At 55.2% G+C, this 21,379-nt stretch carries 24 protein-coding genes; 11 read left to right on the forward strand and 13 right to left on the reverse strand.

The window, feature by feature from the left end:
* Both PVA01S_RS26850 and PVA01S_RS23795 read left to right on the forward strand, forming a co-directional pair.
* The coding region (locus PVA01S_RS26850; protein ID WP_425262465.1) for a Gfo/Idh/MocA family protein at positions 1 to 500 on the forward strand (500 nt) is incomplete at its 5' end.
* Between the two features lie 2 nt (positions 501 to 502).
* On the forward strand, positions 503 to 754 hold the full coding sequence (locus PVA01S_RS23795) for a hypothetical protein (RefSeq protein ID WP_174817613.1): 252 nt from the start codon (positions 503 to 505) through the stop codon (positions 752 to 754).
* Between the two features lie 57 nt (positions 755 to 811).
* Here PVA01S_RS23795 and PVA01S_RS23800 read toward each other — a convergent pair whose 3' ends face one another.
* Complete coding sequence (locus tag PVA01S_RS23800) at positions 812 to 1,174, reverse strand: VOC family protein (protein WP_054796886.1); 363 nt, start codon at positions 1,172 to 1,174, stop codon at positions 812 to 814.
* A 354-nt stretch (positions 1,175 to 1,528) separates the two neighbouring features.
* Here PVA01S_RS23800 and cls point away from each other — a divergent pair, with 354 nt between their 5' ends.
* From cls to PVA01S_RS23825, 5 genes are all read left to right on the forward strand, one after another.
* Positions 1,529 to 2,974 (forward strand): cardiolipin synthase, encoded by a 1,446-nt coding sequence (cls, locus tag PVA01S_RS23805; protein ID WP_127610098.1) that lies wholly within the window; start codon positions 1,529 to 1,531, stop codon positions 2,972 to 2,974.
* A gap of 184 nt (positions 2,975 to 3,158) precedes the next feature.
* Positions 3,159 to 3,425, forward strand: coding sequence for a metal-sensitive transcriptional regulator (locus tag PVA01S_RS23810; RefSeq protein ID WP_127610124.1), 267 nt, complete (start codon positions 3,159 to 3,161; stop codon positions 3,423 to 3,425).
* A 160-nt stretch (positions 3,426 to 3,585) separates the two neighbouring features.
* A complete protein-coding gene (locus PVA01S_RS23815; protein WP_127610100.1) occupies positions 3,586 to 3,915 on the forward strand; it encodes a DUF1904 family protein in 330 nt (109 codons plus the stop codon).
* A gap of 93 nt (positions 3,916 to 4,008) precedes the next feature.
* Positions 4,009 to 4,971: a peptide-methionine (S)-S-oxide reductase MsrA gene (msrA, locus tag PVA01S_RS23820; protein ID WP_127610102.1), complete on the forward strand. Its 963-nt coding sequence runs from the start codon at positions 4,009 to 4,011 to the stop codon at positions 4,969 to 4,971.
* Positions 4,972 to 4,992: 21 nt separating this feature from the next.
* Positions 4,993 to 5,940 (forward strand): alpha/beta hydrolase, encoded by a 948-nt coding sequence (locus PVA01S_RS23825; protein WP_244933035.1) that lies wholly within the window; start codon positions 4,993 to 4,995, stop codon positions 5,938 to 5,940.
* Between the two features lie 75 nt (positions 5,941 to 6,015).
* On the opposite strand, the gene PVA01S_RS23830 is transcribed toward PVA01S_RS23825, so the two are convergent.
* Positions 6,016 to 6,360 carry a hypothetical protein gene (locus tag PVA01S_RS23830; RefSeq protein WP_127610104.1) on the reverse strand — a complete coding sequence of 115 codons (345 nt, stop codon included), beginning with the start codon at positions 6,358 to 6,360 and terminating at the stop codon, positions 6,016 to 6,018.
* 175 nt (positions 6,361 to 6,535) lie between these two features.
* Positions 6,536 to 6,757 (reverse strand): DUF1128 domain-containing protein, encoded by a 222-nt coding sequence (locus PVA01S_RS23835; RefSeq protein ID WP_127610106.1) that lies wholly within the window; start codon positions 6,755 to 6,757, stop codon positions 6,536 to 6,538.
* Between the two features lie 119 nt (positions 6,758 to 6,876).
* Between PVA01S_RS23835 and PVA01S_RS23840 the strand changes: the two genes are divergently transcribed.
* Complete coding sequence (locus tag PVA01S_RS23840) at positions 6,877 to 7,278, forward strand: secondary thiamine-phosphate synthase enzyme YjbQ (RefSeq protein ID WP_054796881.1); 402 nt, start codon at positions 6,877 to 6,879, stop codon at positions 7,276 to 7,278.
* 103 nt (positions 7,279 to 7,381) lie between these two features.
* Here the strand turns inward: PVA01S_RS23840 and PVA01S_RS23845 are convergent, their stop codons facing one another.
* The 3 genes from PVA01S_RS23845 to PVA01S_RS23855 form a co-directional block, all read right to left on the reverse strand.
* A complete protein-coding gene (locus PVA01S_RS23845; protein WP_127610108.1) occupies positions 7,382 to 7,966 on the reverse strand; it encodes a TetR/AcrR family transcriptional regulator in 585 nt (194 codons plus the stop codon).
* Between the two features lie 69 nt (positions 7,967 to 8,035).
* Positions 8,036 to 8,677, reverse strand: coding sequence for a YigZ family protein (locus PVA01S_RS23850; protein WP_054796880.1), 642 nt, complete (start codon positions 8,675 to 8,677; stop codon positions 8,036 to 8,038).
* A gap of 118 nt (positions 8,678 to 8,795) precedes the next feature.
* The gene (locus tag PVA01S_RS23855) at positions 8,796 to 10,151 is read right to left on the reverse strand and encodes a glucose-6-phosphate isomerase (RefSeq protein WP_127610110.1); all 1,356 of its coding nucleotides are present in this window, start codon (positions 10,149 to 10,151) and stop codon (positions 8,796 to 8,798) included.
* A gap of 153 nt (positions 10,152 to 10,304) precedes the next feature.
* On the opposite strand from PVA01S_RS23855, the gene PVA01S_RS23860 reads away from it, so the two are divergent.
* Positions 10,305 to 11,558 (forward strand): NAD(P)-binding domain-containing protein, encoded by a 1,254-nt coding sequence (locus tag PVA01S_RS23860; protein ID WP_127610112.1) that lies wholly within the window; start codon positions 10,305 to 10,307, stop codon positions 11,556 to 11,558.
* 103 nt (positions 11,559 to 11,661) lie between these two features.
* Here PVA01S_RS23860 and ppnP read toward each other — a convergent pair whose 3' ends face one another.
* The gene (gene ppnP / locus PVA01S_RS23865) at positions 11,662 to 11,979 is read right to left on the reverse strand and encodes a pyrimidine/purine nucleoside phosphorylase (RefSeq protein ID WP_054796878.1); all 318 of its coding nucleotides are present in this window, start codon (positions 11,977 to 11,979) and stop codon (positions 11,662 to 11,664) included.
* 16 nt (positions 11,980 to 11,995) lie between these two features.
* Positions 11,996 to 13,999, reverse strand: a complete 2,004-nt coding sequence (tkt, locus tag PVA01S_RS23870) for a transketolase (RefSeq protein ID WP_127610114.1) — start codon at positions 13,997 to 13,999, stop codon at positions 11,996 to 11,998.
* A 330-nt stretch (positions 14,000 to 14,329) separates the two neighbouring features.
* Here tkt and PVA01S_RS23875 point away from each other — a divergent pair, with 330 nt between their 5' ends.
* On the forward strand, positions 14,330 to 15,475 hold the full coding sequence (locus tag PVA01S_RS23875) for a GGDEF domain-containing protein (RefSeq protein ID WP_127610116.1): 1,146 nt from the start codon (positions 14,330 to 14,332) through the stop codon (positions 15,473 to 15,475).
* A gap of 206 nt (positions 15,476 to 15,681) precedes the next feature.
* Here PVA01S_RS23875 and purU read toward each other — a convergent pair whose 3' ends face one another.
* Positions 15,682 to 16,575 carry a formyltetrahydrofolate deformylase gene (gene purU / locus PVA01S_RS23880; RefSeq protein WP_127610118.1) on the reverse strand — a complete coding sequence of 298 codons (894 nt, stop codon included), beginning with the start codon at positions 16,573 to 16,575 and terminating at the stop codon, positions 15,682 to 15,684.
* A 60-nt stretch (positions 16,576 to 16,635) separates the two neighbouring features.
* Complete coding sequence (locus PVA01S_RS23885; RefSeq protein WP_127610120.1) at positions 16,636 to 17,763, reverse strand: deoxyribonuclease IV; 1,128 nt, start codon at positions 17,761 to 17,763, stop codon at positions 16,636 to 16,638.
* A gap of 143 nt (positions 17,764 to 17,906) precedes the next feature.
* Between PVA01S_RS23885 and PVA01S_RS23890 the strand changes: the two genes are divergently transcribed.
* Positions 17,907 to 18,356: a DUF2621 domain-containing protein gene (locus PVA01S_RS23890; RefSeq protein ID WP_127610122.1), complete on the forward strand. Its 450-nt coding sequence runs from the start codon at positions 17,907 to 17,909 to the stop codon at positions 18,354 to 18,356.
* 60 nt (positions 18,357 to 18,416) lie between these two features.
* Here PVA01S_RS23890 and PVA01S_RS23895 read toward each other — a convergent pair whose 3' ends face one another.
* From PVA01S_RS23895 to PVA01S_RS23905, 3 genes are all read right to left on the reverse strand, one after another.
* Positions 18,417 to 19,805: an S-layer homology domain-containing protein gene (locus PVA01S_RS23895; protein ID WP_236595763.1), complete on the reverse strand. Its 1,389-nt coding sequence runs from the start codon at positions 19,803 to 19,805 to the stop codon at positions 18,417 to 18,419.
* Between the two features lie 99 nt (positions 19,806 to 19,904).
* A complete protein-coding gene (locus PVA01S_RS23900; protein ID WP_054796870.1) occupies positions 19,905 to 20,651 on the reverse strand; it encodes a glycerophosphodiester phosphodiesterase in 747 nt (248 codons plus the stop codon).
* 212 nt (positions 20,652 to 20,863) lie between these two features.
* Positions 20,864 to 21,043, reverse strand: a complete 180-nt coding sequence (locus tag PVA01S_RS23905) for a putative motility protein (protein ID WP_054799559.1) — start codon at positions 21,041 to 21,043, stop codon at positions 20,864 to 20,866.
* Between the last annotated feature and the right edge of the window lie 336 nt (positions 21,044 to 21,379).

Consider the following 21,379-nt stretch of genomic DNA (forward strand, 5'->3'; position numbering starts at 1 on the left):
ACCGGAACGGAACCGTCCTGAACGCGTTCAATCCGACCTTCTCCAACGGAGCTTTAATGGATTTGGGAATTTATTGCCTGTATCCGTTGGTCGCCCTCTTCGGCGCTCCGAAGAGCATTCAAGCAACCGGCGTGATGCTGGACTCCGGCGTCGACGGCGCGGGCAGCATTCTGCTCTCGTACCCGGACATGGACGCGGTGGTCATGTACTCCAAGATCACCAGCTCTGCACTGCCCTCCGAAATACACGGCGAAGACGGCAGTCTGGTGATCGACAAGATCAACCAACCCGAGAAGGTGGAGCTCCGCTACCGGAACGGCGTGACGCGCCCCTCAGCGCAGCATACGATGTTCTACGAGATCGAGGAATTTATCCGGCTCATTCGCAGCGGTGAGCGCGAGTCTGCAATCAACTCCCATACCGTTTCCTTGGCTGCGATGCGAATCATGGACGAGGCAAGGGCGCAAATCGGGCTCGTGTACCCGGCCGATATCGAGTAAACATGATGTTAGCCCGCAATCAGGCCGAGCTGCAGCGTCTCGCGCCGGACGTACTGCCGAAGCTGAAAGACGCCGCTATCTTCTGGGTCGCCTACCCGAAAAAAAGCTCGAAGCTGAAATCCGACATCACGCGTGACAGCGGCTGGGAAATTTTACAGCAAGCCGGTTACATCGGCGTCTCCTTGATCTCCATTGACGATACGTGGTCGGCGTTCCGCTTGCGTCAGGAGAAGTACGTGAAATCATCGGGCTAAACATCGGGAAATAAGCAACTGTTGTGTTGTTCTTATCCGTGGCGGACGGCGGCCGCATTACCCCCTCAACACGAACGAATGGCCGTCCTCGTCATGGAAAATAGCGAATGTGCCCCACTGCATCTTGTTCGGCTCCGCTTCAAAATGAACGCCGTTCGCTTTCATCGCCTGATACGTCGCATCGATGTCGGCGCATTCGAATACGAGCGAAGGCTTCAGCTCCTGCCAGTTTTTCATCATCGTCCGCGGGTATATAACCAGCGCCGTTTCCGCTCCTTTCGGCGCTACTTCAAGCCAGCTGCCGCCCGGACCCATCGACATTTCGCGAACGAGCTCGAAGCCGACCTTTTCCGTCCAGAACGTCTTCGCTTTTTGCTGATCCTCTACATAAACGGCTGCTGTTGCAATTTTACGAATCATCGCGATTCCTCCCTTTATGGTGTCTGCATATCCCCACTCTATCACGGAACTACCTGCTCGTCTTGTATAAATACGACATCCTGCGTCTGCCGGATCGATCCAGCCTTCAGCATCCTTCCGACACATAGCTTGCCCCATAATGGATAATCATTTCCTGACACCCGTCCGGCCAAATAACTTTGCCGCCGTCCGTCTCACGATAATCCCGTTCCAAGTATCAGAAACATTTGATGAGCGGCTGGAAATCTTCATAACGCATCCGGCGTCGTTTCACTTTCGAATAAATTGTATTATTATGAGGAGTGGACATGTTTCACAGGCGTATATCATTCATAGTCGAGGGGCTGACCGCTCATGGATATTATCAAGAACGGGTATTCCGTCATTTCCATACTGAACGTCCTGCTGGCGATAGCCGTCATCTTTCTCGAGCGGCGCAACGTAGGCGTCACGTGGGCCTGGATGATGGTATTGCTCTTCCTGCCGGGCGTCGGCTTCATTCTGTACTTGATTCTCGGCCAAAACTTGAGCCGCCGGAAGATTTACCGATTGAAGGACGACAAACGGCGGATCGTCGATACGCTCGTCGAGCAGCAGAAGGAAGATTTGCGCATGAACCGGATTCCCTATCACGATCCGGACACCGCCGACTACCAGGATATGATTTATATGAATTTATCGAGCGCTTATGCGTTGTACACGCAGGATAACGAAGTGGAAATTTTCACCGACGGCAATGAGAAATTCGACGCGCTGCTGCGGGATATCCGGGAAGCGAAGGATCACGTGCATATCATGTACTTCATCATTCGCAATGACAGCCTGGGGCAAAGACTCGTGGATGCGCTGACGGAAAAAGCGCGGCAAGGCGTTCAAGTCCGCCTGCTCTATGACGATATCGGCTGCTCCTCGCTGCCGCGCCGCTTCTTTCACAACCTGCGAGAGGCCGGAGGCAGCGTTGCTGCCTTCTTCCCTTCCCGCATTCCTTATGTGAACCTGCGGGTCAACTACCGCAACCACCGCAAGCTCGTCATCATCGACGGACAGATCGGGTACGTCGGCGGTTTTAACGTCGGGAATGAATACCTCGGGCTGAGCCGACGGTTCGGCTATTGGCGGGACACACACCTGAAGCTGGCAGGCGGTTCGGTGCTCCACATGCAGGCGCTGTTCTTCCTCGATTGGGGAATTGCGACGGGCGATCAGGTGCTGATCGAACCGCGCTACTTCCCGCTAGGGCAGCATCCGGGCCGTGTCGGGATGCAGATCGTCTCCAGCGGGCCGGACTCGGAATGGCAGCAGATCAAGAACGCCTACCTCAAGATGATCGTCAACGCCAAGGAGCACATCTACATCCAGACCCCTTACTTCATTCCGGACGAAAGCCTCATCACCGCTTTGAAAATGGCAGCCCTCTCGGGGGTCGACGTCAAGATCATGATTCCGAGCAAGCCGGACCACAAGCTGGTTTATTGGGCGTCGTTCTCTTATATCGGCGAGCTGCTGCAATGCGGCGTGCAATGTTATCTGTATGAAAAAGGCTTCCTCCACGCCAAAACGATCGTGACCGACGGCAAAATCGCGACGGTCGGTACGGCCAACATCGACATCCGCAGCTTCAAGCTGAACTTCGAAGTGAACGCGTTCATCTACGATACCGAAACGGCGGTCAAACTGAAGGAGACGTTCGAGAACGACATGCTGCACAGCAGATGGCTGACTCTTACGGCCTACGAGAGGCGACCGCTGCTTCATAAGTTTCGCGAGCCTTGTGCGAGACTGCTTTCGCCGATATTGTAGGGCGTCATCGTATGGCCTGCGGCCAGAGCGGAACGATAAGGCGCTATTCAAAACAAGCCGCAGATGCGAAAGTAAACCTGTTTATTTAACGTGATGAAATTCCAGCCGCTCTATTGTGCAAACCAGACAAATCCGGCATAATAATACTTATACTGGCACAGGTTTGGGTCATAGGAGGATTGGGATCGCTATGAATTATGACGACGATCTGAAGAAGCGTATGCGGCGGCTGGAAGGACAAGTTCGCGGCGTATTAAATATGATGGAAGAAGAGAAGCATTGTAAGGAAGTTGTCGCTCAAATCTCTGCAATCCGAAACGCCGCCGATAAAGCTATTGCCTGCATCGTTGCCAAAAACCTGGAACAATGCATCCTCGACGAGAAGGAAACCGGCGGAGATACAAGCAAAGTAGTGGCGGAAGCCGTTCAACTTTTAATCAAAAGCAGATAAGCCAAGAGGCTGTCCTTCGGTCAACGGACCTTCGGAGAGCCTCTTCGCCTACATGCCATACTCCTACCCGAACTGCCGCTGCATCGCCGCCCATTGAGACGCTCCTCGCCTCTCTGTTACAATAGAAGGAATGCTACCACCTGACAAGGAGCGTGGACTCATGCCCCATCTTATCACACGCGGCATCCCTACGGAATTCGTACGCGCCATTAGCCGTCCGCTCGTCGACGAGCTGGCCCGCGTATGCGACTGCGGGACGGACAACTTTACGATCGAGTGTCTCCAGACGACCGGCGTCTTCGACGGCGAATTGGTGCCTTCGTTTCCATTCATCGAAGTCGCATGGTTCGAGCGCGGTCAAGAAGTTCGCGACCGTTTCGCCCAAGCGGTGGACGCCCATTTGAAGACCGTCGGTATCTCGGAGGCGGAAATCGCTTTTGTCGCCTATCAAGAAGACAGCTACTACGTCAACGGAAAGCGGTTCGGGTAATCGCCCCGTGCAGAGCTAACGGGTGAACCGTCTGACAGATTGAGCTATAATGGAAGGATTGAATAATCAATATCAACTGCGAGGTGAACGAACATGTTGTCAACCAAAACCGAACTGGCCACTTTCGCCGGCGGATGCTTCTGGTGCATGGTATCTCCGTTCGAGGAACGGCCGGGCATCGTCAGCATCGTTTCGGGCTATACCGGGGGCCACACGACAAACCCGACTTACCAGGAAGTGTGCACCGATACGACGGGCCATGCGGAAGCCGTGCAAATCACGTTCGAGCCCGACGTTTTTCCTTATGAAGAGCTGCTGGAGCTGTTCTGGCAGCAGATTGACCCGACAGATGCGGGCGGCCAGTTTTGCGACCGGGGCTCCTCGTATCGAACAGCCATCTTCTACCATACCGAAGCTCAGCGTCAAGCGGCCGAAGCGTCCAAACGGCAGCTGCAGGAGAGCGGCCGATTCGACCGCCCGATCGTGACGCCGATCGAGCCTGCCGGCACGTTCTATCCGGCGGAAGAATACCATCAGGACTACCACAAGAAAAATCCGCTGCGGTACAAGATGTACCGGCGCGGCTCCGGGCGCGACGATTTCCTGAAGACGCACTGGAGCACCGACCAGGATAAAGCCGACCTGCTAGAACGGCTCACCCCGATGCAGTGGAAGGTAACGCAGGAGAACGGCACCGAACCGGCCTTCCGCAACGAATACTGGGATAACCACCGCGAAGGCTTGTACGTCGATATCGTTTCCGGCGAACCGTTGTTCAGCTCGCGCGACAAGTTCGATTCCGCTTGCGGCTGGCCCAGCTTCTCGAAGCCGCTCTCGGGCGGGATAATCGAGGAAAAGCAAGATTACAGCCATTTCATGATCCGCACCGAGGTTCGCAGCCGCAAAGCGGATTCGCATCTCGGCCACGTGTTCAACGACGGACCCAGGGAGCTTGGCGGCCTGCGGTACTGCATTAATTCCGCTGCACTGCGCTTCATTCCGAAGGAGGATCTGGAGCGCGAAGGGTACGGCCGGTACAAGTCGTTGTTTGAGTAAGAAGGAAAGGGATAACGTACGTTGCTAAGCGCCTTGATCGTTATTATCGCATTTATGGTATTAGCCGACATCGCCGCCAGCTTTTACTTTTACAACAAGGCCGTAGTCCGCAACGCGAAAGCTTTTCTCGCCAAGACCCCGGATCTGAGATCCGATCAACCTTTTCTCGCTCCCGAAACTCAAGCCTGGATCGAGGCGCAGTCTTTTCGGGAGGTGGAGATTGTATCGGACGACGGGCTAAAGCTCCGCGGCTATTATTTGGAAGCCGGCGCGCCTGCAGCCCATACCGTGATTTTGGCACACGGCTATTCGGGCCATGCGAAGCAGATGGGTGCTTTCGCGAAATACTATCATGAGCAGCTCGGGTTTAACGTACTGATGCCCGATCATCGAGGCCATGGGCGCAGCGAAGGTAACGTCATCGGATTCGGGTGGCTGGAACGCCGGGATTACTTGAAATGGATCGATTACATCGTAGGGCATGCCGGGGATCGATCGGCTATTATACTGCACGGCGTATCGATGGGCGCAGCTACGGTGTTGATGGCCAGTGGAGAGCCGCTGCCCGATCAAGTGAAGGCGGTGATCGCCGACAGCTCGTATACGTCCGCCAAAGACGAGCTTGGCTACCAACTGCAGCGCATGTATCGTCTGCCCCGTTTCCCGTTGCTCCAGAGTACCAGTCTTCTGACGAAAATACGAGCAGGTTATGCCTTCGACGAAGCTTCCGCGCTCGTTCAGGTGCGCAAAGCGAGGGTGCCGATTCTGTTCATCCATGGAGCCGCGGATAGGTTCGTTCCCTGCAAGATGGTTCACACTTTATACGAGAACTGCCGCAGCGAGAAGGATCTGCTCATCGTCGAGAACGCCGGTCACGGCAAATCTTACCAGGTCGATCAGACGACTTATCAGCGCACAATGACTGCATTTATCGGCAAATATATGCGGACCGAGGCCGCAGTGCTCTGATTCATCCGCTAACAGACAAAGACCCGTTCGCGCCTGTACAAACGCGAATGGGTCTTTGTCTTGGAATGATGCATGTTACCAAATAAACGGTCCGCCAAATCCGAATTCCGAGAACCCGCCTCCGAAGCCGCCTCCGAAACCACCTCCGAAACCACCTCCGAAGCCACCTCCGAAGCCTCCGAAGCCTCCGAAGCCGCCAGCGAATGGAGCTGTACCGATTGCGAGCAGATCGAACAAAACGAGTGGAATCACCGCAGAAGTCCGTACCTTCTTGTCTTTACCGCCGCCAACTGCAACGCGCAGCTCGCCGCCGCTTACTTGAACCAGCTTGCCGCTAACGACTGAACCGTCCTTCTTAACCGCATAAATGGATTTCCCCACCAGCTTGGCGACTTCTTGCTTGCCAACTGCCTTGTGCATCTTCACCCACCTCCAATAAGATCGTCAGGCCAAGCCGCAGGCGGTTTGGCGTTAACGATATATTGTACGAGGCCTTCGTCTCATCTGATTGTACGGTCGTCCCGCTTAGCCGGCAAGATGTGTACTTACCCCCGTTGTCGATCTTCCGGACCGGGTTGGCGCCTGGCTCCTTCCGTTAGCGGCGGAGCCGGCCGAGCTCGGTTGTAATCGCTTCTATTTCACTGATGCTGAATTGGTTTTTACCGGCCACCATGTCGTAAATGTCACGCAAATCTTCATATTGCGTATCGTTCAACGACACGGCCTTCAAAGCCGCTCCGGAAGCCATACGCAGCTTCTTTTTGATTTCCTCGATCATGAAATCGGTATTTTCCAATGTGTTTTTCGTAAGATCCATCTTTCGCGTCTCCCTCCCGCCTACTTTTCCGTATCGCCACTTATTGTACCATGTTTGGAGCGTCCGCGCCTTGTGTAATATAATGTTTAACGACGTTACCTTACAGAGGGGGAACCGCTATGATCCATAAGCTGCACCTGCGGACGAACGCGCACAGCGAAATGATCGACATCACGCGCCAAGTCCATGACCTGCTGAAGCAGGAACAAATGGAAGACGGCATCGCCGTCATTTATTCGCCGCATACGACGGCGGGCATTGCGATACAAGAGAATGCAGACCCGGACGTCCGGCACGACGTACTGATGCGCCTGGACGAAGTTTACCCGTGGGAGCATCCGAAATACCGCCATGCGGAAGGCAACACCGCTTCCCACCTGAAGGCCATGACCGTCGGCTCTTCGCAAACCGTATTGGTTGCAGGCTCAAGGCTAGTCTTGGGACGCTGGCAGGGCATTTACTTCTGCGAGTTCGACGGGCCGCGCGAACGCACTTGTCTGTTAAAGTTTATACGCGGGTAAGCGTCTCGAGAAAGATGAGTTCCAAAGCGAACAGGTAAATATACTTTACTGCACTGAAGCGTGGGGCTGCAAAAGTTCTTCGGTTGCCGCTTCTATAGGATGTTCACCCTCGCAGCCCCTCGCACAAATATTTGACATGCTGCTCTGCCAACTTGCGGACGTCTTCGAACGTTTGATTGTAATGAATATTATACGAAATGAATCCGTGCATCGACATGAACAAGCTCCAAGGCAAACTGTACATTTTCTTATCGTCTTTTTGGCGGGCAACGACCGACCGTACCACGGTAGCGAACAAGTCCAGGCACTGCGCTTGTTCGGTTCGTGAATAGCGCTGCAGCTCCTGATCCTTGATCATAAACATAATCTCGTAATGATTCGGATTGTCCAAACCGAACTTGATGAATTCCAGCATCAGCTTCTCAAGCTGCGCCATATCGCCCAGCCGGGTGCGGCGAAGCATGTCCTTCTGCCGTTCCAGCAGCATCCGGAAGTCCTCCGTAACCAGGGCGTAGAACAATTCCGCTTTCTCGCTAAAATGATAATACAATGCGCCGTGACTGTAGCCCATCGACTTTGCGATGCTTCGCATCGTTAAAGCATGATAGCCGTGTTTGACAAACAAATGGCGTGCCTCATCCAAAATACGTTGGCGGCTTAGCTCCTGCTCAACTGCTTTTCGTGCCACGTGGTTTCAACTCCCATTATAGTTAGGCCCATATGAAATGAATGATATATACTACAAGCCGCCGGCCTCCTATGCAGGAAGCTCGGCGTGCTCGACGTATCGACTTTCACCTTCTTGAATTTCACCTTGCCCTTGCGTCAGGTCGATCATCCATGCCATGAAGTGATCGGCATCCTTCGCAAGCGGCAAACAGCGCAAGGTCACTTTATCCGTAAACTCGGTCTCTTCCATCATCATCCCGCGGCCGCGCAGCTCGTTCTCCACCTTGCCGAGCCACGTGTAATCGATTGTCACCCGCACTTCCCGGTGAAGCACCTTATATACCTGCTCCGCCGCGGCCAGTCCGGCGACCGCTCCGTCGGTGTAGGCCCGGACTAAACCGCCTGCGCCGAGCAAAATCCCGCCGAAATAACGGGTGACGACAACGGCCACATTTTTCAGACCCTGGTTCTTGATAACCTCCAGAATCGGCTTACCCGCCGTCCCGCTCGGCTCCCCATCGTCAGACGCCTTCTGAATCTCATCGCGTTCCCCGATCAAATAGGCCGAGCAGTTATGGGTAGCGTTCCAATGCTCCTTCTTAATGCTCTCGATAAAAGCAACGGCTTCCGCTTCATCGTGCACCGGTTTGGCAAATCCGATAAAGCGGGACTTCTTGATGACGATCTCGGCAGTGCCCAGTCGTTTCACCGTTCGATATTGCATCAACATGCGGGTTCAGGCCGCCTCCTTCCACACGTAAGCGGGCCTTGCGGCACATTGCTTGCAAAAAAAGCGATCACCCGGCAGGGTGAACCGCTTTGTTTTGCCGCTTCGTCCAGCGTCCGGCTTACTTGCCGAGTCTGGCTTCCAGCTCCGCCTTTTCCTTCTCATAACCTGGTTTGCCCAGAAGGGCGAACATGTTTCTCTTATATGCTTCCACACCGGGTTGGTCGAACGGGTTAACGCCGAGCAAGTAACCGCTGATACCGCAAGCTTTTTCAAAGAAGTAGACCATATAGCCGAACGTATATGGCGTCAAATCCGGCAGCGTAACGATCAGGTTCGGCACCCCGCCGTCGGTATGCGCCAGCATTGTGCCTTCGAACGCTTTTTTATTGACGAAATCCATCGTCTGGCCGCTTAGGAAGTTCAGTCCGTCCAAATCCTGCGCATCGGTTCCGATGACGATTTGTTCCGACACTTCCTTCACTTGAATGACGGTTTCGAACAGATTCCGTGTTCCTTCTTGAACGAATTGTCCCATTGAATGCAGGTCTGTGGAGAAGTCGACCGCCGCCGGGAAAATGCCTTTGTTATCCTTGCCTTCGCTCTCGCCGTAAAGCTGCTTCCACCACTCGGAAACGAAGTGCAGCGACGGCTCGTAGTTCACAAGAATCTCCGTCGTCTTGCCCTTACGGTACAGCGCATTGCGCACCGCTGCATATTGGTAAGCTTCGTTCTCGGCCAAATTCGGGTTCGCATACGCCTCACGGGCGTCAGCTGCGCCGCGCATCATCGATTCGATGTCGATGCCGGCCGTTGCAATCGGCAGGAGACCTACCGCCGTCAGCACGGAGTACCGTCCGCCGACATCGTCCGGAATGACGAACGTTTCGTACCCTTCTTCGGTCGCCAGCTTCTTCAGCGCGCCCTTCGCTTGGTCGGTCGTCGCATAAATCCGCTCGCGCGCGCCTTCCTTGCCATATTTCTTCTCCAGCAGCTCGCGGAAAATCCGGAAAGCGATCGCCGGCTCCGTCGTCGTGCCGGATTTGGAGATGACGTTCACGGAAATGTCTTTACCTTCCAACAGCTGCAGCAGGTGCGTAACATAGGTCGAGCTGATGTTCTGGCCGACGAAATAAATTTCCGGCGTCTTCCGTTTATCCTTCGGCAGCAGGTTGTAGAAGCTGTGGGACAAGCTCTCGATGGCCGCACGCGCGCCCAAGTAAGAGCCGCCGATTCCAACGACGACCAGCGCGTCGGAATTCGACTGAATGCGCTTTGCCGCTTGCTGAATGCGGGCGAATTCTTCCTTATCGTAGTTCACCGGCAGATCGATCCAACCCAGGAAATCGTTGCCTGCTCCCGTTCCGTTGTGCAGCTGCTCGTGGGCTGTTGCCACCGCCCCCGCCAGATAGTCCACCTCATGGCGTCCGATGAAATCTAATGCTTTGCTGAAATCAAATTGCAGTTTGGCCGTCATTAATTTCGTTTCCTCCGATCCGAACCTTCGTTATGTAACTGTAATTTTCGTAAATCCCTATAGAAATAGAATACTTGATCTGCCTTCGGTAACGCAAGAGAACATTCACAGGTTTCCCTCCAGATGCTAAAATGTATACAGGAGGGATTGCCAATGACAACGATCGGATTTATCGGTCTCGGCACCATGGGTAAGCCTATGGCCGCGAACCTGTTGAAAAAAGGATTTGAAGTCGTCGTCTACAACCGCAGTGTTGACAAAGCGCAAGACCTTGCGGCGTTGGGCGCCGAAATCGCCGCAAGCCCCGCCGGAGCGGCCAGAGGGGCCGACGTCGTCATCACGATGCTGAGCACCGACCAAGTCGTCCTTGACGCCGTGTTCGGCGAGAACGGCATCGTGCACGGCCTGCGGCCGGGACAAACCGTCATCGACTGCAGCACGGTTTCCCCGGAAACGAGCCGGAAATTATACGACGAGCTCGCTACGCATCTCGTTGACTTTCTCGACGCGCCCGTCACGGGCAGCCAACCCGCCGCAGAGAGCGGCACGCTCGTCTTCATGGTCGGCGGCCAGGAAGAGGTGCTTGAGCAGCGGCGCCCCGTGTTTGAGGCGATGGGCGCCAAGATCATGTATATGGGTCCTTCGGGCTCCGGCTCGTACACGAAGCTGGCGCACAATACGATGGTCGGCATTAACGCGCTGGCTTTGATGGAAGGCTTGTCCATCGCGGCCAAGGCCGGACTCGCGCCCGAGCAATTTCTCGACGTCGTACAGGCAGGCGCCGCTAACAGCAGACAAGCCGAAATGAAAGGGCCCAAAATTCTGCAGCGCGACTTCAGCAGCCAATTCTCGCTGCAATGGATGCTGAAGGATCTGCTCTTGGCCGGCAAGGTAGCCGACAGCTTCCAAATGCCCGCGCCTATGCTGCACAGCGCCACGGATATTTTCCAGATGGGTCTGGCCCGGGGTCTCGGCGAGCACGACCTTAGCTCCATTATTCAATGTTATGAGGAATGGATGCACCTGCAGGTGCAAGCGACGAACAAGGGAACCCCGGAGCTGGAAGCCGCGGAACGGCGCCGCAATGCCCGTGTGCGTCTGAATATCAAGCTGCACCTGTCCGTGTATCAATGGGAGCAGGAAGGCTCGTTCTCGGGGCAGCTGATCGAAGGTACGCTGGTCGACCTATCCGAGAGCGGCATACGCATCCTGAGCTCCTTCCCGCTGGCCCGCGACATGTTCATCGTGATCCACTTCCCGCAGGAAGCCGATCTGCCGCCTGTAACGGCGCGCATCATCCGTATCGACCAGGACCAGGATCAGTTCCTTTACGGCTGCATGTTGTCCGGTCTGCCTCCTTACGTACGCCTGAAGATCGAAGAATACATACGCAGCAAGTCTGAATAGCGCAAGCGTCTTGAAGCGCAGCCTCGCGCTGCGGCAAAAACCCCGGCGGTCGCCCTTCTCTCTTGGAGAAAGCGGCCGCCGGGGTTTTCTTCTGGAAGCAGGCTTATTCGTGAACGTAAGAGCAGATGTAGTCCGTAACCGTGCGTACGTCCAGCTTGAACTTCTCGCCTTTCGGTACGGTAAATTCAGCCGTACCGTTGATTTCGAGCCACTCGGAAGCGCCCGGCAGCAGTACCCTCAGTTCGCCGGCTTGAATCTCCATGATCTCCTTCACATCGGTGCCGAATTCATATTCGCCCGGCAGCATGATGCCGAGCGTTTTCTTCGTGCCGTCGGCGAAAATCACCGTGCGGCTGGTTACCTTGCCGTCGAAATATACGTTGGCTTTCGTGACGACGGTCACTTGTTCAAATTGCGACATGGGAACGAATCTCCTTCTATTTCAACAATTGTTTGACGCGTGCCACCACGTTCTCGACCGTAAAGCCGTATTCGCGGATGACGATCGGTCCCGGAGCGGAAGCGCCGAATTTATCGATGCCGAGCACGCTGCCTTGATCGCCGACGTAACGGTCCCAGCCGAACGGATGACCCATCTCAACCGCCAAGCGCGCTTTGACGTCAGGCAGGATGACCGAATCTTGATACTCTTGCGATTGCTTATCGAACAATTCCCAGCTCGGCATGCTGATGACGCGCACCGGTATGCCCTCTTCGGCCAGCTGCTTCTGCGCCGCAACGGCCAGCTGCACCTCCGTGCCGGTAGCGATGATTTGCGCCTGCGGCTTGCCGCCGGGCGCGTCGGCCAATACATAAGCGCCGCGCTCAAGCGCGCCGTTCTCGGAGCCTTCCAGCTTCGCCGCCGCTTGGCGGGAGAAGATGAGGGCGACCGGACCGCGTTTGTTCGCTACCGCGTATTTCCATGCCGCCGCCGTTTCGCTGCCGTCTGCCGGACGGATGACGGTGATGCCCGGAATGACGCGAAGCGCCGCCAGCTGCTCGATCGGCTCGTGCGTCGGACCGTCTTCGCCGACACCGATGCTGTCGTGCGTGAAGACGTAGATCGCCGGCACGTCCATGATCGATGCCAGACGAATCGCCGGACGCAAGTAGTCGGAGAACACGAAGAACGTGCCGCCGAACACTTTCAAGCCGCCGTGCAGCAGCATCCCGTTTACCGCTGCGCCCATACCAAACTCGCGCACGCCGAAGTACACGTTGCGCCCGCTGTAATCTTTCGGCGTCAGCATGCCGAGGCCTTTCATGTGCGTCATGGTCGACGACTCGAGGTCCGCCGAACCGCCGATGAGTGACGGTACGCGCTGCGCGATCGCATTCAGCACGATGCCGGAAGCCGTACGCGTGCCTTTATCCGCCGGGATATCCGTCGGGATGCCTTCGTCCCAGCCTTCCGGCAAATCGCCGTTCACGGCGTCCTGGAACTGCTTCGCCAGCTCCGGATAAGCCTTCGCATAGGCGGCAAACTGTTCGTTCCACGCTTCGTACTGCGAGACGTTGCGCCTCTTCACATCCGCAAAATGCGCCCTTACTTCATCCGGCACATGGAAGTGATGCGTTTCGTCCCAGCCGTACGCTTTCTTCGTCAGCGCCACTTCGTCTACGCCGAGCGGCGAGCCGTGCGGACCGACATGGCCGCCTTTCCCCGCTTTGTTCGGGCTGCCGTAGCCAATTACCGTCTTTACTTCGATCAACGTCGGACGGTAGTCCGCTTGCGCGTCCAGCACCGCCTGATGAATCGCTCCGAGGTCGTTGCCGTCCTCGACGCGCAGCACTTGCCAGCCGTAACCCTCGAACCGCCGGGCGACGTTCTCGGAGAACGAAAGGTTCAATTCGCCGTCGAGCGAAATATCGTTCGAATCGTACAGCACGATCAGTTTCCCGAGCTTCAAATGGCCCGCGAGCGAAGCGGCTTCCGAGGAGAGGCCCTCCATCAGATCGCCGTCTCCGCAAATCGCGTATGTATAATGGTCGATCACCTGGAATTGATCACGGTTATAAACAGCAGCCAGATGCGCCTCAGCCATCGCCATCCCGACCGCCATCCCGAAGCCTTGTCCGAGCGGCCCCGTCGTTGCGTCGACACCGGGGGTATGTCCCACTTCCGGGTGACCCGGCGTGCGGCTGCCCCATTGGCGGAAGTTTTTCAACTCATCCATCGATAAATCGTAACCCGAGAGATGCAGCAAGCTGTATAGCAGCATCGAGCCGTGGCCCGCAGAGAGGACGAAACGGTCGCGGTTCACCCACGTCGGTGCGTCCGGATTATGTTTCATCAGCTTCGCGAACAGCTCGTAACCCATCGGAGCGGCGCCCATCGGCATGCCGGGATGGCCGGATTTCGCTTTTTCAATGGCGTCGATGGAAAGTGTACGGATCGTATCCACCGATAGTTGATCGATTGTCTTGTTTGAAACGGTCATGAGTATCCTCCACTCCATTATTTTCTTGCTGCAATGTGGTGAAGCGGCTTGGCATGGTTGCAGCAAGATCTGGCCGATCACGTCTTTACAGTACGCAGTGCCAACTTGTACGTACATGTCCGGCGCATTTCAAATATCCCTTATTGTACCATTGTCTCTTTCAGTTTGCCATATCCAATCAACCTTCATCCCGAAATCTTAACGGATAAAAATTAATAAAATTACGCAAAGGATTTACTGTATTATTGTCGAAATAGAAAATTAGGACTAGCCGCTTTTTTCAACCTTGGAAATGGGTCCGCTGTACTACGTTTGCATGGGAGTCGATCTATGAATCATATATTGTTGGAACTGGCCAATACGCGTCATACGTATCGAAAGATGCTCAATCTGTATTGGATCACCATCCTTCTGACCGTGATCCTGGAATTTTCCATTCAGCGCATCCAGCACGACATGAGCCCCCGGGAAATCATTGCACCGCTCGCCCTGCATGCCCTTTTACTCACAATCGCCACGGGGATCGTTGAATGGCTGTACCGCTACCGGCACGCTCAGAGCGATTGGCTGCTGGTTTCAACCGGAATTTTGTACGCCTCGTCCATCATTCTCATGAATCCGTCAATCGGAATCGTACCCGCCATCTTTATCTTTCCGATTTTAACATCCGTTCTATCCTTTAATAAACAAACCATCTTAATCGCGTTCGCTCTCGTGCTGCTCTCATTCGGCGTCTTGTACGGGGTCAGCGCTCCGCTGCGCCTCACGATGCAGCCGGTGCATATGATTGGAATCCTGTTTTTATACACGGGAACGACCGTTATCGCGCTATCCATCACGAGCAGCGGCATCGAACTGCTGGACAACCTCAAGCACGCCACGGAAGCGAAGCAGGAACTGCTGGTCAAGAACATTATTATGGACACGCTTTCCAAAATCGATGCGCTTACGGAGCTGTACAACCACAAGACGTTTCATGAATATCTGGAAAAATTGATCGAGCAGAACGAGCTTAACGATCTTTCGCTGCAGCTCGCGATTTTGGACATCGATAATTTCAAGAGAATTAACGACACCTACGGCCATTGGGTCGGAGACATCATTCTGATACGCGTTGCAAGCATTATTAAAGAAACGGTTACGCCGAACGACTTCGTCGCCCGTTACGGGGGGGAGGAATTCGCCGTGATCTTCACCGAGAAAACGCTCGATGAAGCTTACCGCCTCGTCGAGCAAATCCGGCATAAGCTATACGTTACGCTGCACCCCGAGCTCGATTCCAAAGCTGCGACCATCAGCATCGGGCTGCAGGAATACATGAAGGGCAAAGGGAAAGAAGCGCTGTTCAAGGGCGCCGACGCCTCCTTATACGCGGCCAAACGGACAGGTAAAAACAAAACCTTCGTACACTCCACCCCGTACCCCGCCTTAAACACGACCGACCTGTCGGCGGAGAAAATCCGCAGCTCGAACTAAGAGAAGCCGTAGCAACCGCAGTCCGATCAGCACAGGTTCCTACGGCTTTATTCGGCCGCTCGCACCCGTAAGCCCGTGTCCTGCAGCTTCTTTTTTTGCATGCTATCCGGCCCCGGCTTTCGGGATGCCTCAAAACGCGAACATGACGGCATGCAAAAAGGTTCCGTTCCCCCGCAGGAAAACAGAACCTTTTGCATGCCGTCATTTTAATTAAATACGACCGTTTTATTATGATGTACGATGATGCGGTCTTCCACGTGCCAATTTACAGCTTTCGCGAGCACGGCACGCTCGATGTGACGCCCGATCCGCTTCAAGTCGTCCACGTTATCGCGATGGCTGACGCGTTGAACGTCCTGCTCAATGATCGGTCCGCCGTCCAGCTCTTCCGTGACGTAATGCGCGGTCGCCCCGATGATCTTCACGCCGCGGTTGTGCGCCTGCGCGTAAGGCTTGCCGCCGACGAACGCCGGCAGGAAGGAATGGTGAATGTTAATGATCTTATTCGGAAAGTACTCGATGAATTTTGGCGAAATGATCTGCATGTACCGCGCGAGAATGATCGCATCGACCTGCCCCGTCACCAGCTCCAGCTGGCGACGCTCCGCTTCCGCCTTCGTATCGGCCGTCACCGGGATATGGTAATACGGAATACCCAGCGGCTCGACCAGCTCGCGCATATCGTTATGATTGCTGATTACCATCGCAATGTCCGCATCCAAATCGCCGGACTGCCAATGCCACAGCAGCTCCAGCAAGCAGTGGTCTTCCTTGGAGACGAAAATGGCGAGCCGCTTCTTCCGTTTCGCCCGGGTAATGCTCCAAGACATTTGAAATTCCTCCGCCACTTTGGCGAAGTCCGCCTTCAATTGGGCGCGGCGCTGGTCCAAATTGTCGAGATCGAATTCGATGCGGATAAAGAACAACCCGCCCTCAGCCGGATCCATCGTGTATTGATCGGACTGAATAATGTTGGCGCCGTATTCAAATAAGAATCGCGATACCGCCGCCACGATGCCGGGACGGTCCGGGCAGGACACCAGCATGCGGGCGCGGTTTACTTCGGCGCTCTTGGTTTTGGGATTCAATTTGGGAACCATGAAACTCTCTTCTCCTTTTACTGTTGAGCCTTCAAAAATGATCTATATAAGCGATCCGTCTTAGACGGAAGCCAATAAGTGTTCGCCGGCAAACCACGCCGTCAGACGGTGGTTTACTTGCTCCTCCGACAAGTCCGGGAACAAGTTGTCCGCGGCGATTAAATCGTACAGACGCTCCATCGGCTCGCGGCCGTCCGCCTTTTTCGCTTTCGCGTCCGTTTTCAGCAACTCCCACGTCTGCAGCACGAATTGGCGGGAGTCGAGGTCCTGCTTCTTGAAGAAATGGTCCAGCTTCTCCACATCCGACAAGAAGCCATCCCCAAAGCGCTGCTGCACGGTGCCGCTGAGCAAGGCGATCTCCGCCTCATACATCGGACGCTGCGAGCTGTCCTCCTTGCCGATCCACGGCGTCTCCAGAATGAACGGCAGGTGGTTCAGCTTCTCGTGATGGACGATGTTGTACATCGCCTTGAAGCCGATCCAGCCCGCGCCAACCGGGGCATGACGGTCCTTGCCCGCGCCGCGCGGGTTTTTGCTGTCGTTCAAATGGATGACGGCCAGCTTGTCCAGTCCGACCACGCGGTCAAACTCCTCCAGCACCCCATCCAGATCGCTCACAATGTCGTATCCCGCGTCGTTCACGTGACACGTGTCCAGGCAAACGGTCAGCCGGTCGTTGCGTTCCACCTTCTCCATAATGGCGGCCAGCTCCTCGAAGCTGCGTCCGATCTCGGTGCCTTTGCCGGCCATCGTTTCCAGCGCGATGTTCACGCCCGTATCCTTGATGCCCGCCAGCACCTCGTTCAAGCCCTCCGCGATCCGCGCGATACCGTACTCGGCATCCTTGTCCGTGTAGGCTCCCGGATGCAGCACAATCTGCTTCACCCCAAGATAATCCGTGCGGCGGATTTCCTCCTGCAGGAAGCGGACGGCCAGCTCGAACGTGTCTTCTTTATAAGAGCCAAGGTTGATGATATACGGAGCGTGCACGATAATTTCACCGATGCCGTGCTCTTCCATAAGCGCTTTGCCTTCTTCGATATATTGATCCTCGATGGGCTTGCGCCGCGTGTTCTGCGGCGCCCCGGTATAGATCATGAACGTGCCCGAGCCGTAGCTCGCGGCTTCTTTGGCCGCGCCCCGCAGCCCTTTATCTGAAAACGATACGTGCGATCCGATTTTAACCATGTTCGCGATCCACTCCCTTTCTTAGCTTTTATCTATTTTACTAGGATTGCCGCAAGAAATCTAGGAAAGGGAGGCTTCTTCCGGGATTTTCATTTTCCTGACAGGCAAGTTGCGGTATAATGTGGAGTGAGGTGACGATATTCATGTTATACGCGATGAGCAGCTCCCCGAATCAGGGGTTTATGTGGTTTATATTTTTTTGGGTGTTCGTGTTGATTTTCTCGATGTCGGTAGGCGGATATTTCATGTTCCGCAAATTTTTCAAGGTGCTGCCGATGGCCGACGGCAAGTCCAAGCTCGATTGGCAGAACCATTACGTGGAAGCGTCCCGCCACCTGTGGACCGACGAATCCAAAGCATTCCTCGATGTGCTCGTTGAGCCCGTCCCGGCACCGTTCCGCGATATCGCCAAGCATTCCATCGCCGCGAAGATCGGCGAAGTCGCACTGAACGAGAAGGCGACAGCCGTCACGCGCGAGCACTGCATCAAGGGATACATTCTGGCGACGCCGCGGCGCGATTACAAGAGCTTGATCTCCTTCTTGGAGAAGAAGCAAATCGATTACACCGCCCATAAACATCTGCTGCAATAAAAAGATTCAAGGCTTCCTTTCCCATTTGCGGGACAGGAAGCCTTTTTACTAGGCGGCCGTTTATTTTTTCTTCTTGCTCTCCGGTTCTTTGTCCGACAGCTGAACCGATAACGTCGCAGTGTAATCGCCGTACTTCTTCAAGCTCGTGTCGCGGAGCTGCGAACGGATGCCGACGAGCTGCGCGCTGCCGACCGTCAGCGTGAGAGGCAGCTCTTCCTTCCTCACGAAACCGATCCGTCCGTCCACGATCACGTACAAATCGACGGCTTCTTTGGACTTCAAATCGACGGTCAAATATTTGGTGCCTCCGGGCTGAACCGCTGTCTCGATTTCCCCGTTCAATGCAATATTTTTCACGATAACGCCCTTATCGTCAAAATAATCGGTCACTCGCACGTTCGACCGGTCCGTCCATTCCTGCGAGCCCGGCGGTCGATCCGTCGACGGGAAGGCCGCACCCGGATTCGGGTTGTAGTTGAATGAGCCTCCCGGCGTATTCGCAGGCGGGGAGCCGGGAGCTGCCGCTCCTCCGCTGTTATCGGGCCCAGTTACACTAAGATCGACCGTCGAGTAAAGGGATAGCCATTGGTTATTTTTTAAATAATGATAAATCCGGTCCAGAATAACGACCGCTTCCGCACGGCTCACCGCTTCCTTCGGCCGGAAATATCCGTCATCGTTCGGCGTCATGATGCCGTTAGACTTTAACCCGGCCAGCGCCTTCGCCTGCACATTGGATAACGGATCATCGCCGAGCGTACAGTCGCTGGAGCCTTTGCCCATGAACAGCGTCTTGTACACGCTGTTCTCTTCCGCATACATCCAGCCGTTGGCATCATACCTGCCGTCGTTTTTGGCGAATGCATACGCCTCCGGGTCCGTATATAAGGTTGCCGGAATATCTTTAAAGTCCAGCACAACGGCACACACGTCATTGTCGCTCATCCGGTCGTTCATCAGCTTCCCGCCGAAGAACGCGTATAACATCTGCGCCAGCTGCAGCCGCGACATCGGCATGTCCGGCATGAAGGCCAGCTGACCGTCACGGTTTACTCCGTAACCGCCGATCTGGAACGAAGCGTCGTACACGTCGGAGATGGGCTTGGACGCCCAATGCAGGGAAGTCACGTCCGCGAAGAAGCCGACCTTCTTCAGCCCTGTCGCCGTCGCATTCGGCCGGTATTTATCGAAGAGACGGTATACCATGGTCGTCCATTCCGCTTTGCTTACCGCTTTCTCCGGGCGGAATCGGCCGTCGGGGTATCCGGTCAATATTTGTTTGTTCGACATCAACGTGATCGAGCTCGTCGCCCATCCGTAACTCGCGCCGACATCGGAGTAACGGCTCTCGGCGTGGAGCGAGCGCATCGGAAACAGCATGAACAACAGAGCGAAGGACAGCAGACAAGCCAGTCCGCGTGTCCGGATGTTGCGTGTTTTGTTCATCATCAACGTTACCTCCCGTCTCTTAACGTATATCGGTCAGACGGGCAAGAATTGTTACCTCTTCAAGGAATATCGTCATTAGAACGGGGGCATGCCCCGAGTTTAACCCAGCATCGCCTTCAGCCGCGCCGGAAAATCCGTAATGATCCCCGAACAGCCGGCTTGCACCGCTTGCCGCAAATGCTCGGGCTCGTTAATCGTGAACGGATATACCCGAAGCCCGTGACGCTGCGCCTCCGCCACATCCTCCGGCCCGATGGCTTGATATTGCGGGTGAAGGGAATAGACGTCCATTCCGGCCGTTTCAGCAAGCACAGAGTGACGCACCAGATCCGCTACATACAGCAGCCCGACGCGAATCGCCGGCTCACGCTGCTTCAGCCGGTACAGCACCTTATGGGAAAAGGACGAGACCACCGTCGTCTCCAGCCGGCCGAACCCGGCTAGAAGCTCCGCCAGCCGCCCGGACAGCTTATCGCTGTACCCGCATTTCACCTCAACGTTGATCATCACATTCGCGGGCAGGGCCGCAAACACTTCGGACAGCAGCGGAATCCGCTCTCCGCGGAATCTCTCGTCATACCAGCGCCCGGCGTCCAGCCGCTTTATTTGTTCGACGGTCATTTGATCGATTCGCCCTTGCCCGTCGGTCGTACGGTTCACGGTGTGATCATGACAGACGACCAGCTCGCCGTCCGCCGTAAGATGCACGTCGAGTTCGACCGCGTCCGCCCCTTGCCTTACGGCAAGCTCGAACGAGGCGAGCGTATTCTCCGGCGCTTCCCCCGCGGCCCCGCGGTGTCCGATGATGAGCGGACGCAATGTTTGTTCGTTGCAGTTTTCAACCATGGCTCAGGCCTCCCTAGGATCTTCTCGTTATCCTTCAGATGTCATTATCCGACGACAGTGGACCGATTGCAATCGGTCTGCCGCGGTCCGCAGGTTAAGATGTTGTAAAGGCCCGTCCGCCGAACGAAAAAACCTGCCGGGCGGCTTCGCTTTATGGAGCCAAGCCGCCCGCACAGGTTTCCCTCATGAGCGTATTTCGATATGTACGTTGATCAAGCTCGAATATCTAGGCTTTTGCCCAAATACGGATGCTGCGCCGCGGCAAAATCTTGCAGCAGCGTTGCGGTTTGTGCCGTCTGCATGTCTTTCAATTTGCCGAGCAGGGCGATGCCTACCGCTTGCTTCAAAGCGTCGCGGCCGGCCGCTGCGTTCAGTGCTGCGTTGACTTGCATCGGATCACGGTCCTTCTTCAGCATTTGTTGGAACAAGTGTATGATACCGAAAGTATACCGTACGGCGGAACGCCGCGTAAAGCCAATAAACTTCCGGCAGCGGCCGCTGCGGAAGTTCCCGGTTGTTGCTGTTTGGTCGATCGCTTCGACACAAAACGTCGCTTACAGGTCCTTATTTGTCTTTCTTAGCATGCGAACCATCGCATTGACCTTGGGCGTTTTGCGTGTTTCCACAGGCACATTGAGCCATTGCTTGTCACCTCCTCTTGGTTACTTGTCATACGCTTATTATTATAGATACTTTACTTACGAAGTACAAGTAAAGTATCTATAATA

It is taken from the genome of Paenibacillus validus NBRC 15382, assembly GCF_004000985.1.
In the GTDB taxonomy this organism is placed as follows: domain Bacteria; phylum Bacillota; class Bacilli; order Paenibacillales; family NBRC-103111; genus Paenibacillus_G; species Paenibacillus_G validus.